General features: G+C 61.3%; 10 protein-coding genes. 3 read left to right on the top strand and 7 right to left on the bottom strand.

The genetic code is table 11. The features are described from left to right. Positions 1 to 214: 214 nt before the first annotated feature. Complete coding sequence (locus D7S86_RS07270; RefSeq protein WP_205962762.1) at positions 215 to 952, bottom strand: transporter substrate-binding domain-containing protein; 738 nt, start codon at positions 950 to 952, stop codon at positions 215 to 217. Between the two features lie 340 nt (positions 953 to 1292). Here D7S86_RS07270 and D7S86_RS07265 point away from each other — a divergent pair, with 340 nt between their 5' ends. Beyond that, on the top strand, positions 1293 to 2702 hold the full coding sequence (locus D7S86_RS07265) for a flavin monoamine oxidase family protein (protein ID WP_205962761.1): 1410 nt from the start codon (positions 1293 to 1295) through the stop codon (positions 2700 to 2702). Between the two features lie 325 nt (positions 2703 to 3027). After that, complete coding sequence (locus D7S86_RS07260; RefSeq protein WP_121084986.1) at positions 3028 to 3675, top strand: GntR family transcriptional regulator; 648 nt, start codon at positions 3028 to 3030, stop codon at positions 3673 to 3675. A gap of 154 nt (positions 3676 to 3829) precedes the next feature. Here the strand turns inward: D7S86_RS07260 and D7S86_RS07255 are convergent, their stop codons facing one another. The 6 genes from D7S86_RS07255 to D7S86_RS07225 form a co-directional block, all read right to left on the bottom strand. Further along, on the bottom strand, positions 3830 to 5365 hold the full coding sequence (locus D7S86_RS07255) for an aldehyde dehydrogenase (NADP(+)) (protein WP_121084984.1): 1536 nt from the start codon (positions 5363 to 5365) through the stop codon (positions 3830 to 3832). 141 nt (positions 5366 to 5506) lie between these two features. Then, positions 5507 to 6469 carry a dihydrodipicolinate synthase family protein gene (locus D7S86_RS07250; RefSeq protein ID WP_121084982.1) on the bottom strand — a complete coding sequence of 321 codons (963 nt, stop codon included), beginning with the start codon at positions 6467 to 6469 and terminating at the stop codon, positions 5507 to 5509. 115 nt (positions 6470 to 6584) lie between these two features. After that, positions 6585 to 7691: a mandelate racemase/muconate lactonizing enzyme family protein gene (locus D7S86_RS07245; RefSeq protein ID WP_121084980.1), complete on the bottom strand. Its 1107-nt coding sequence runs from the start codon at positions 7689 to 7691 to the stop codon at positions 6585 to 6587. Positions 7692 to 8160: 469 nt separating this feature from the next. After that, the gene (locus D7S86_RS07235; RefSeq protein ID WP_121084978.1) at positions 8161 to 9306 is read right to left on the bottom strand and encodes a porin; all 1146 of its coding nucleotides are present in this window, start codon (positions 9304 to 9306) and stop codon (positions 8161 to 8163) included. 686 nt (positions 9307 to 9992) lie between these two features. Continuing rightward, a complete protein-coding gene (locus tag D7S86_RS07230) occupies positions 9993 to 11027 on the bottom strand; it encodes a proline racemase family protein (protein ID WP_121084976.1) in 1035 nt (344 codons plus the stop codon). Continuing rightward, entirely contained in the window at positions 11024 to 12079 is a 1056-nt protein-coding gene (locus D7S86_RS07225) for a proline racemase family protein (RefSeq protein WP_121084974.1), read from the bottom strand. Before D7S86_RS07225 ends, D7S86_RS07230 begins: the two co-directional genes overlap by 4 nt. A 117-nt stretch (positions 12080 to 12196) precedes the next feature. Here D7S86_RS07225 and D7S86_RS07220 point away from each other — a divergent pair, with 117 nt between their 5' ends. After that, entirely contained in the window at positions 12197 to 13102 is a 906-nt protein-coding gene (locus D7S86_RS07220) for a transporter substrate-binding domain-containing protein (RefSeq protein WP_121084972.1), read from the top strand. Positions 13103 to 13142: the final 40 nt, after the last annotated feature.

The following is a 13142-nucleotide window of genomic DNA, read 5'->3' as shown; positions in this document are numbered from 1 at the left end:
GCGCCGCACCGCAGACATCTCGCGTGCTTGAGACACCGCGCGGCAGCAAGCCCCGCTACAACGATAAGCACTTAAACGCGTGATTGATCGAACGGATCGAACGGATCGAACGCGGCACGCCAACCTTTGCGCCGCCTCAAGCTCGCAAGGCATCTTCGCAAGGGATCCGCGCAGCGAAGCGGCGTGGATCCCGCACCCTCGCGTGCTTGGCCGATCAGAAACCGTACTTCGGCGGCGTGGCGCCTGCCTTGTAGACGGCGGCGTCTTTAAGCGCGCCGTATTCGGTATCGTTCGTTTTCAGAATCTCGGCGTACGCGCCGCTCTGCATGAGCTGTTCGAATGCAGCCTTCACCGCCGCATCCATCGCATCGCTGTGTCCGTTTCGGGCCACCGCGACCGCGCACGGGCCGCCGCCGATCTCGCCCGTCGCGGTCAGTCCTTGATCCATCCGGATCGATTCCTGCGCGCCGCTGCGATTGATCAGCACACCCGCGACACGGCCGCTGTTCAAGGCGAGCACGGCATTGCTCACCGAAGGAAAGCTGCTCACCGTCGTGCCGGGCGCCGTGCACTTAGGCACCGCCGTCTTGAGCATTTCGAGCTCGGCCGAACCCGCCATGCCGCCGACCGCTTTGCCGCAAATATCGGACAACTGATTGAGTTTCGCGTTTGAAGATTTCAACGCGAGGAACGAGCTATAGTCCTGCCAATCGGTCACGAAGTCGACGACCTTGAGCCGTTCATCGGTCACATAAAACTCGCCGAACGAAATATCGAACTTGTCCGCCTGCAGACCCGTGAGCGCGCCCGAGAACGGGATCAGCGAAATCTCGGGCTTCAAACCCATGACCTCCGCAAGCGCCTTGGCAAAATCGACATCCATGCCCTTGAGCGTGGTGCCATCCTTGTAAGCGAGCGGCTTGCCGATATCCGGAACGGCGATACGGAGCACACCCGCTTGACGAATCGCGTCAGGTACGAGCTTGGCGACCTGATCGACTGGCTTGACGCTTTCCGCAGCGCTAGCGATACCAGTTGTCAGGACAGCTGAAAGAACTACGGCGATGAGCCGCGACGCATAACGCGTGTGATCGAACATCAGGCACCCCTCGAGTCTTGTGGCAAGTGGCAAGTGAGGCAGCCGGCCCGGGCCCGCTGCGACATTTTTGGTCAGTTGACAATTGAGACTGACGGGTAATACATTACCGCTTACCGATAGAGACAGCAAGCGATCAAAATTATTCGAGATCGATGCCGCCCATTGTTAACGATCATTTAATTCATGGCAGGACATGATGGACAGAGTAACTACTAGCAAGCCCGAATATGACGTCATCGTGATCGGCGGCGGCCCTTCCGGAATTTCAGCATCATGGGAGCTGCGCGAACGCAAACTGCTCGTACTCGAGAAAACACATCGCATGGGCGGACGGCTGTATTCGATGACGCGCGGCGATTACTGGCTCAATCTCGGCGGACATTTGTTTCCCGGGGTCGGCTCGCATATGCGCAATATCCTCCATTCGATCGGTCTCGACATCATTCCGATCCCGGGCAATAAGTTTGCGATTCATTGGGGCGGCAAGGTCTATGCGCCCAAGGTCGTGTCCGCCCTGCCCTTCACGTTGCCGATGTCTTTGCGCGAACGTATTTCGATGGCGAAGATCGGTCTGCGCACGATGAAAGCCGTCAAGGGCTGGCAAGAAGTCATGAAGCCCGTCTACGGCGTCAGCAACGAGAAGCGCCGCGATCGCGTCGCCCGGTATATGTCGAACATCTCATTCGGCGAGTTTCTCGGGCGCACGCCCAAGCGTGTCTACGATCTGTTCCAGTCCGCGAGCCGGCGCGCCGCCGCGGAAATGGAAGAGCAACATGCGGGCGTCGGCGTCTCGCTGTTCGGCGCGGTATGGGCGGGTAAATCGGATTCGATGGCGTTGAATCTGAACGGCGGTTCGGGACGTCTCGGCGAAGTCATGATGGAAATGCTGGGCGACCGCGTCCAATACCACGCGACGGTCACATCGGTCGAAAAAGGCGACGGCATGGTGACGGTTCGCTATGAAGTCGACGGCGTCAAATGCACGGCGACCGCGTCGCAAGTCATCGTCGCGGTCCCGGCGCCCCAAGCGGCCGCGATCGTTCGCGATCTGCCGGAAGCGCTTCTGAAAACGCTGAATAACGTGCAATACGGTCCGTTTCCCACGATGGGCATCATCACCGACGAAACGGAACCGATGCCGTACGACGATATCTACGCGATCACCACGCCCGATGCGTCGTTCGATATGTTCTTCAATCATGCGAATCCGCTGCGCACGGGCAAGGGTCCGCGCAAGCCAGGCGGCAGTCTGATGGTGTATTCAGGGGGCGCACCCGCGCGCGAAATGCTCAAGTTGACGGACGAGCAGATCCGCGACGCCTATCTGACCGATCTCTACAAAATGTTTCCGCAACTCAAGGGCCACGTCAAAGAGACGATCGTGCAGCGCTGGGTGCCCGGCAATACCTATCGCCCGCCGAATTTCGACTTCGATCCGATGCTCAAATACTGCGAGCGCGATGACGTCGACATTCATTTCGCCGGCGACTATTTCGCGGAAATCGGCAATATGGAGATCGCGACGGGTACCGGCCACGAAGCCGCCAAGCGCGCACGCGCGCGTTTGAAAGCGATCGAGCGCGAGGAAGCGAAAACCCGCTGACACAACGCAATAAAGGCAGACGCATGAAGAAAAACGCCGGCGCGAGACATGCTCCGGCGTTGTTGTTTGAGCGCTCGCGCCTGATCGTAGCGCGCGATGCGAATTCGCTATCCGTCCAAGCGCGCGTTGCCTAAGACTCGCGGCCGATCGAGTGCGGCTTAGCGATCACCGAGACACGATCCGCGCACGCCACGCCCTCGTTTGCGGGATTTTCGGCGAGGTACAGGAACGGCGATGCCTCCCGAGGTTCGATCCGACAATCTGCACTGTCGCTCGCGCGGACTCGTATGATATATTACCGTTAATATTTTACAGCGAGGGTGCAATGGATCACGTTCTGCATCAGACGAACCTGCGCGATCAAGCGCTCGCCGTGCTCAAGCTGCGCTTGATTTCCGGAGACCTGGCTCCCGGAGAGATTTACTCCGCCGCCGCACTCGCCACCGAACTCGGCGTATCGAACAGTCCCGTGCGCGAGGCCATGCTGACGCTGGTCAACGACGGTCTGATGGAAACCGTCAAGAATCGCGGCTTCAGAGTCATTCCGCTGCGCAGCGAAGAACGCCGCAATATCTACGATCTCCGACAACTGATCGAAATCCCGTCGATGGCGAAGCTCGCGACGATGGGCACGGAAGTTCAAGCACGTCAGGACGAGTTCTCGACGATCGCGGCGGACATGGTGACGGCCGCGCGCGCGGGCGATATCGTCGGCTATCTGAACGCCGATCGAAATTTTCACATCGGGCTGTTGTCGATTCTGAAGAACGATCGCCTCACGACGATCGTCGAAAATCTGCGCGATCAAAGTCGGCAATACGGCCTCAAGGCGCTCTCGAAGCGCGGTGAACTCACGAAATCGGCCGAAGAACACCAACCGATCCTCGACGCGATTCTCGCGGGCGACAGCAAGTTGACCACCAAGCTCATGACCGCGCACCTGAGCCATCTCATCGGCGATTGGGCGGGCTGATCGCTTATCGGGGATAGCGCGGCTAAGCGATGCACGTGCGCTCCCGGCCCGATATCGCTTTACGCCGGGGCGTCCGTGTGCCGTGAATACGTCACATCGCCCGTGCGAGACCGGGACCCATCGTCACGATCTCGCGCGGGCGCCCGCATCGGCTTCACGCGGAATGACGCGAATCGCTTCGATCGAAGTCCTTCGGCAAGAGCGCGAGCGGCACGTTCTGATAGCACACGGGCCGCAGGAAGCGCCGAATCGACATCGCGCCGACACTCGTTGCGCCGAAGTTCGTCGAGGCCGGATACGGGCCGCCATGGACCATCGCATCGGCAACTTCGACCCCCGTCGGAAAACCGTTGAACAACACGCGCCCGGCCTTACGTTCGAGAATCGGCATCAGCCTCGCGGCCGCATCGATATCGGCATCGTTCATATGGACGGTCATCGTGAGCTGACCCGCGAAACGCAACGCCACGTCTTCCATCTCGCGAAGACTTTCGACCTCGACGATCAAACCGACGGGACCGAACACTTCCTCGCTCAGCGCGGCGTCCTTCAGAAAGACCGCGCCCGTCGTGCTGTACAAACTCGGCGACACCACGCGTCCGTGCGAGACGGCGGTCAGCAGCGTTCGCACCTTCCGCAACGATAGATCGGCTTGCCCCTCGACATAGCGTCGCGCGATCTGATCGGTCAGCATCGTTTGGCCCGCGGTCTCTTGCAAGGCACGCAATGCGGCCGCGGTAAACCGATCCGCATGAACGCCTGCGAGCAGCACCACGATACCGGGATTGGTGCAGAATTGCCCCGCGCCCAAGGTCAGCGACGCCGCCCAATTGCGTCCCAATCCCTCGGCGTTCTGCTCGACCGCGCAGGGCAAGACGAATTGAGGATTGACCGAACCCAACTCTCCAAAAAACGGGATCGGTTCGGCTCGCCTCGCGCACAGATCGTATAAGGCCCGGCCGCCCGACAAGGAACCGGTAAAACCGACGGCCTTGATCCGCGGATGTTGGACCAGCGCTTGACCGACCTCCTGACCGGCGCCCTGCACCATCGAGAACACGCCGGCGTCGAGGCCGCAACGCTTGATTGCCGCGTCGACCGCTAGAGCGACACGCTCGCCGGTCCCCGGATGAGCGGGATGTCCTTTCACGACGACGGGACATCCGGCCGCCAGTGCGGCAGCCGTGTCGCCGCCGGCCGTCGAGAAGGCCAGCGGAAAGTTCGAAGCGCCGAATACGGCAACCGGTCCGATCGGACGCTGCATCAGCCGCAGTTCGGGGCGCGGCATCGGCGTGCGCTCGGGAAGCGCGGCGTCGTGGCGCAGATCGAGATAGTCTCCGTCCTCGATATGACGCGCAAACATGCGCAGTTGCCCCGTGGTCCGAACAAGTTCGCCATTGAGTCGCGATGCGGGCAAGCCGCTTTCCCGCGCGGCGATCGTCACGATCGCTTCGCTGTCCGCTTCGATTTCCTCGGCGATCGCGACCAGGAAGCGCGCGCGCTCGCGGCGGCTGCTATATCCATAACGCCAGAACGCGCGCTCCGCGGCTTCACAAGCACGATCGACGACATCGACCGTCCCTTCGCAAAACTTCGACGACGCACCCTCGCTCGGCGACGATTCAAACGTCGTCCACGTCGCAATCCACTCACCCGCGACAAGATGTTTTCCAATCAATTCGCTAGCCACGATCCGTTAGGCCAATCCATACGCAAAGGGCGTCCGACGGATCATGTGCGAGCCACCGGACGTATCACATCGACAAAGCCGAACGTCGTTCGAATCGTGTTATCGGCAACAGCGAAGCCGGACGACGTTCGTGCATCGGCCTTAAGCCTTGTATTTCTGGACCGCGCCGGGCAGCGCGCTCCACTCGGCGTACCACGCGTTGAACAGCGCAAATTGCGCGTCGACGTATCCGCGTTGACTTTCGCTGAGCACATCCGTCTCGTTGAAGTGAAGCGCGTATTCGGCGTCGCCCTTCAAGGTCATCATGTGCTTGAAGTAGAGAACCAGGTCGGGGCCTTCGTCGAACGACGACAGCACCGCCAAGGCCCGCTCGAGTTCGACAGCGCGTTGACGCGCATCGACATCGCCCGTCGCGGCGGCTTTCGCCAGATTGCACAGATGCAATACCTCGGTCGGCAGCACGTTGCCGATCCCGGTGATCGCGCCCGTCGCGCCGCAGTTGACGAAACCATGGACGACCGTGGTATCGACGCCGATCATCAGCGAGACGTCGTCATCGCGGCTCGTGATGTTCTCCGCCGCATAACGCATATCGTCCGCGCCGCCGAATTCCTTGAAGCCGACGAGATTCGGATACTGCGCGCGAAGCGCGAAGAACAGATCCGCACGCGTCGCGTAACCGTAATAGGGGCTGTTATAGATCACGGCCGGCAGCGTGGGCGCCGCCGCGAGAATGGCTTCGAAGTGCGCCTTCTGCGCCGCGACGACCGATCCGCGCGACAGCACGCGCGGAATGACCATCAATCCCTTCGCGCCGACACGTTGCGCGTGGGCCGCATGCGCGACGGCGGATTTCGTATTCACCGCCCCCGTCCCCACGATGACCGGCACGCCGGCAGCCACGAGTCGGGCAACCCCTTCCATGCGTTGTTCGTCGGTCAACAAAGGCCAGTCGCCCATGGAGCCGCAATACACGACAGCCGTCATGCCGGCCGCGACGAGTTCCTTCGCCTTCTTGACCAAGGCGTCGAAATCGGGCTTTCGGTCCGCCGTACACGGTGTCATCAGCGCGGGCACGACGCCCGAAAAAACATTCGCTTTCATTCAATAGTCCTCACGTATTCGCTTCAATTCTGTCCGACATAAAACGGCAACCTGTCTTCCTCGATGCTTCGGCCGGATAAGCCCTCTGTTCTGATTATTCGGTGCTGACGTCGCTTCACTTCGCGATCGAAAAAATGGGCGCCCCGAGCATGGCCTCGTCAACCGTGATGCCGAGCCCCGGCCCCGTCGGCGCCGTGCCGCGTCCTTGGCTCGAGCGCGGGGCATAACCGGCCACGTGTTCGTTGGTCCAATCGTTGAAGAAGGACGCGTGCATGAGCGCCCCGGGCGCCGTGCTTGCGGCGACATGGGCGACGGCGGCGCTCACGACGTCGCCGCCCCAGACGTCCTCGATGCACATCGTGAGTCCGAGATCCTGCGCGGCATCGCGAATGCGTCGTGTGCCGCTGATGCCGCCGAGACGCGCGAGCTTGAGGTTGATCGCCACGGCGCCCGCCTCATACTTCGCGCGATAAAGTTCGGCCGTGTTCACCACGCTTTCGTCGAGGCTCAGCGGCAACGTGCTCGATCGCTGGACGAGCGCGCAGTCGCTCGTATCCCGGCACGGCTGCTCGACATAAATATCGAGCCCGGCCAATTGCCGCACGGCGATCACGGCGGCCGACACATTCCAACCGCCATTCGCGTCCGCGACGATCGTCGCACCGGCGCCCGCGGCTTCGGCGACATGCCGAACACGCTCTGCATCCTCGTAGGGATCGTTCCCGACCTTGACCTGGAAGCGCTGAATCCCCGCCATGCTTCGCTGACGGACAAACGCGGCCATGTCCTCCGGGGCACCGAGGGGAACCGCCTCGTAAAGCGGAAAACTGCCTTGCTGCGCACCGCCGAGCAAGGTGCAGATCGGCTGCCCGCACGCTTTGCCGAGAATGTCCCAACACGCGATATCGATCGCGCTTTTCGCGCTGTGCTGCCCAAGCAGCACGCGGTCCATCTCGCGCTGCACGTTCGCGATCTGCGTGGCGTCCATACCGATGAGGTGCGGCGCCAGTTCTTGAATCGCCGCGCGCGTGCCGCCCGCGAATGCGGGGAGATAGGTGCCGCCCAGCGTGCAGGTCTCGCCCCATCCCGTGATGCCTCCGCTCACACGAATGCGCACGAGCGTCGACTCCTGCGACGTCGCGGCCCTACCGTTCGACATCACATATTCGCCATGCGCATAGGTCAGCGCATAGGCAAAGACATCGATCGATTCGATTCTCACGATTTCATCCTTCTCAAGCGGCTTTTGATGGGTGCATGGCAGAGCGTCGGCTCGAACGATTCGAGCTGATTGATCCGACTGGGCTCACTGAGCTGATTGAGCCGATTGATCCGACCGAACCGACCGAACCGACCGAACCGACCGAACCGACCGAACCGACTGAACCGACTGAACCGACTGAACCGACTGAACGGCTCAGCGCCGCGGCACGTTCCATGTAATGTATTACCGATAACATATTATGTCAACCATCGAAAGCAGCGTGCGCGGTCTTGCGCATCGGACATGGGCGCCGCAGCCATGTCGCATCGAACCGCGGCGAGCCCCGTACGGGCCGAACGACTGGCTTGAACCGACAACACGGGATGCGCCGTGGCGTGATGCCCGGTGTTTCGGCGCATCGTCCGCATTGCGTGTGATTCCGGTCATCGAGGGATCGGCCAAATCGCCGATCCCTCGCCGCCCCGCCTTAAAACTTGTGAATCATCCCGACACGCGTCGCGAGCTGGTGATTGGTGGTGGATGCCGTGCCCGTCACGCCTTCGAAAATATCGGCCGGCTGTCCTGCTCCAGCCGCGATTTCGTATGCGGCCGAGAAATAGACATTCGTGCTTTTGGACAGCGCGTAATCGGTGATGAAATTGATTTCGTGATATTTCGGCTTCGCGTCCGAATAACCAATATCGCCCGCGGTCAATTCATACCCGAGCGCGACCGAGGTGGCCGCGCCGAATTTGTATTGGCCCCAGAGTTCGTAGGTGCTGAATTTCACCGTCGAAGTCGTGCCATTCGCATCGTCGAATTTGACGTTCGAATAATCGACGGCAATCAAGCCGTTGCCGATCGCATACGTGGCGCCGAGGCCGATGGTTTGCGTGCTCGACGGTTGACCGACGTAACTCCATGCTCCGGTTGCGCCGATTGCCGAACCTTGCGTGGTGGGCATGTAATCGCCGCCGAGGAAGCTCGCGGGATCCTTCACATAGAGATACGCGGCAGCGACTTTCAAGTTGCCGAGCGAGTAGTTGGCGCCCGCGCCCCAAAGCGCGATCGCGCTCGTATCGGCCGCGTTCGAATTGGAGAACGCCACCATACCGCCGAAGTTGACGCCCGCGATGTTCGGGCTCGCATACTTGATCGCATTGTCGACGCGGAAAGACATGCCGATATTGTCGAGATCGCCGCCATGCCAGTTCACCCCGCCCCAGCTTCCCACCATCGTCGTGGGGCCGTAGTAATCGATGACCGAGTCGTATTGACGCCCGATGGTCAGCGTCCCCCACTTGTCGTCTTTCAAACCCACCCAGGCCTGACGTCCGAACAGAAGCTGGCCTTGACCGGCTTCGCCGCTCGGCAGATTAAAACCGTTCTCGAGTTGAAAGATGGCCTGAAGTCCGCCGCCCAGATCCTCATTGCCCTTCAGGCCCCAGCGGCTGCCATATTCGCCGTCATACGTGCCGTCCTGCATATGCCAAAGCTGGCCGCCGCCGCTGTTATTCGTGAAATCAAGGCCGACGTCGATCACGCCATAGAGATTCACCGAACCGTCCGCGTATGCGACCGATACGAATCCGGCGAGCCCGGAGGCGACGAATGCTACGACTGTTTTCTTCATGAATATCTCTTAAGTGTGTGTTGATGCGACAACTGCTTTTTGGCCAGTCAATACGGCAGGCCGCAAAGCCCGAGCTTCCCCTACGGAATACGAAGCGAGCCTTGTCATGGCTCGCCGGCGAATCGGTCTTGGCCGCGCAACGTCGAGATCACGGCGCCGCGGCGATCGATTCCTGGGGCCCGGACCTGGACGTGCGGCGCGCGCCCGGATCAAGTACTCGCTTATCGATCACCAATGGTTGGTAACATATTATCGACAACCAAACGATGTCAAGACGCCAAAAATCCTGAGTTGTCTGCGGAAAACAGCGGCCGGTTCGATCGGCGCCGCTTGCGATGAGGACGTGGCGCGAACGTCAGACCTCAGACCTCATGCGCGCGTGGGCCGGAGCGCAGATGCGGCGAGTTCGCTCGGGGCTCGAGCAATGGAGGGAGATGTCCGATACGCGCGGCGCATCATGAGATTGAAGCCGGGGATCGTCGAAGCGAGGCTTCGCGATTGCGCGAAGCCCTGTGCATGCCCAATCGACCGTATGTCGATTGGGCTATTTATTTCTTGGCGGCGTCATGCCGAGGGCCTCGGGCGATCGTCGAAGATCGGCGGGCATCAAATAGGTCTGAACACGCACGCTCGGCCGTGCCGCTTGGTCGCATCCCGCCGGACACGACACGCACCGAGCGAGACGCCTATACCGTCGGCGGCGCGGCATCGCTCGCATAGCCGACACCGAAGCCTTCCCTGAACGGGTCTTCCGGATCGAGCAGAAACGTCGACTGAGCAATGATGTGCGCGCGACCTCGGATTCTTGGAATAATCGCTTCGACATCGCCGAGCATCGTGGTCTCCTTATAAACCCCCTCGAAGACGGAGCCGATGATGCTCTCATGCGAAAACGTCTCGCCGAGGGCCTGTTGACCCCGGTAATGACGCTGGGCCATCCGCGCGGAAGTGCCCGTGCCGCCGGGCGAACGATCGACGCCGGATTCGCCGAAAAACACGAGATTCCGATATGTCCCGCTCGAATTCATGTCTTCCGTGAAGATGACCATCGGTACGCGGAACGTCAGTCCCGTCACGGGATCCTTGCGTACCAGATCATGGTTCACACGCTCGCGGATCAAGCGACCGACCTCGACGAGACGTTCCGCGAAATCCGGACGAACTTCGAGCCCCACCGCCGACGCGGACACGAGCGCGTAGTAATTGCCCCCGAAGACGATATCGACGCTGACCTCGCCTAAGCCGGGCACGTCGAGCCTCTGATCCGGCGCGACCATATACGAGGGCACGTTCTGGATCGTGACCCCCGTCACCTGTCCGTCGAGCACGTCGACATCCGCGGCGACGAGGCCTGCCGGCGTATCGAACGTGATGCGGGTCATCGGTTCGACGACCTCGACGTAACCGCTTTCGACCATGACGGTCGCGGCGCCGATCGTGCCGGCGCCGCACATGGTCGGCCATCCGCCGGCTTCCATGAATACGATGCCGATGTCGGCCAGCGCGTTGCAAGGCCGCATGAGCACGCTGCCGCACATTTCCGAACTGCCGCGCGGTTCGTACATCAGCAGCTTGCGGACCGCGTCGCGGTGTTCCATGAGATGGATGCGCTTCTCGGCGATCGTGTCGCCTCGAACGGGCGCCATGCCGCCGACCACGACGCGGGCCGGCGCGCCCGCGCTATGCGCATCGATGACGGAGTAATGGACTATCGATTTCATGCGAGCGCCTTGATGAGAGAGGGGCTGGGACGGATCGCGTCCGCGGCATAGCCGACGCCGAAGCCTTCTTGAAACGGATCGGCGGGATCGACGTAGAAATTGCGCAGGCCGATGATGAAGGCGCGGCCCTTGACGCGCGGCACGACCATCGACGTGTCGCCGACGACCACGCGCTGCGTCAGCCTGCCTTCGAAAACCGAGCCGATGATGCTTTCGTGGATGAAGGTTTCGTCGAGCCCGAGTTCGCCGCGTCCGTATAACTGCGCCATGCGCGCCGACGTCCCGGTCCCGCCGGGCGAGCGGTCGACGCCGGCCTCGCCGAACAGCACGAGATTGCGATGCGCGCCGGCGCGCTCGCCCGGGCCGGTGAAGATGACATTCGGTATCGGCACGCTCGTTTCCGCCAACGGATGCTTGACCGTTATCGAGGCATTCGTGAGCGCGCGCACTTCGCGTCCGACCTTGACCAATCGATCGGCCTGCTGCGGTTTGATCTCGAGTCCGAAACGCGCGGCGGGGACGATCACGTAGAAGTTGCCCCCGTAAGCGATGTCGACGTTCACTGCGCCATGGTCCGCCATCTCGATTCGATGATCGCGGACCGCGAGATAGGACGGCACGTTTTCGAGCGACACGCCTTTGACGCTGCCGTCCCTGACTTCGACCAGGGCCGTGACCAATCCGGCGGGCGTGTCGAAGACGATCGTCGTCTGCGGCTCGGTGGCCGCGAACATGCCGGTCTCGACCAGCGCCGTCGCGGCGCCGATCGTGCCGGCGCCGCACATCGTGAGCCACCCGCCGGACTCGATAAAGATGATCCCGACATCCGCGCGCGGATCGCATGGCTCCACGATCAAACTCCCGCTCATCTGCGCGCCGCCCCGAGGCTCGTACATCAGCACTTTGCGCACATGGTCGAAATGCTCGCGCAGGTAGAGCCGCTTTTCATTGATCGACGCCCCCGGCGCTTGCGGTATCCCGCCTATGACAACACGCGCCTGGGCCCCCGCCGAATGCACGTCCACAACGGAATAGTGAAATCGAGATCGCATCAGTTCTCCTATGTCGTCGAATACCGATAGCCGGTAATCTATCACATATCAATTGACACGCTATTGTGGATGGTTACCATCTACCGATCACCCACCACCTAGCGTCAGGAGCCTGAAATGCCAAGTTGGAAACACATGCTGCTTGCTTCACTTGCCAGCTCGATGCTGTTTGCCCATGTCGGTTTTAGCCAAACGCTGCCGGCCGGGCAGATCGGCGCATTGCAGCCGGATCCGGCTGTCGAGGCGCTCGTGCCGGCAAGCATCAAGCAGCGCGGGACGTTGAACATCGCGATGATGACCAAGTACCGGCCCTACTCGTTCACGGCGGCGGGCAAGCAGGTCGGCATGATGCCGGAGATGGCGGTGGCCGTTGCCCAGACCATGGGGCTGAAACCCGTGATCACGACCATGGACTTTCCGTCGATCCTGCTCGGTCTTCAGGCGAAGAAATACGATATCGGCATGGGCGAATTCTTTGTCCGCCAGGACCGCCTCGAAGTCGCCGACTTCGTCACCGAGTGGAGCAATTACGATGCGTTCGTCGTGAACAAGGACAGCACCTATATCCCGAAGAGCCTCTCGGACGTATGCGGTCATAAGATCGCGATCCTGGCCGGGTCGTCGGGCGTTCCGGCCATGGCCAAGGGCGTGCAGCTCTGCAAGGATGCGGGGCAGCCGGCGCCGGAAGTCAGCAGCTTCCCCGAGATGTCGGATGCCACGCTCGCGCTCTCCAGCCATCGCGTGGATGCCGTGCTTACGGGACATGAAGTCGGCGTCGCCTTGATTGGCGAAGGCCAACCGTTCGTCGCCTCGGGCAAGGTGGGCGGCGGCCCGACGGCCACCGCCGTAGCGCGCAACGAAGACAGTGACGGCCTGCTCAAAGCGATTCAAGCGGCCTATCTTCATCTGATCAAGACCGGCACCTATGAACGCATTCATAAGCGCTGGGGCACCGACTACGGCGTGATCAACAACCCGACGATCTATCGGAAGGGCGATCAGACTCCGTCCTATGCTGACTGAGCGCGTCGACTGAGTATGTCGACTGAGTACGTCGGTCAGA

Origin of the sequence: Pararobbsia silviterrae (assembly GCF_003628125.1) — a bacterium.
GTDB classification, from domain to species: Bacteria; Pseudomonadota; Gammaproteobacteria; order Burkholderiales; family Burkholderiaceae; genus Pararobbsia; species Pararobbsia silviterrae.
The sequence above is the reverse complement of the archived record's forward strand: the minus strand, read 5'-3'. Positions and strand labels throughout refer to the sequence as shown.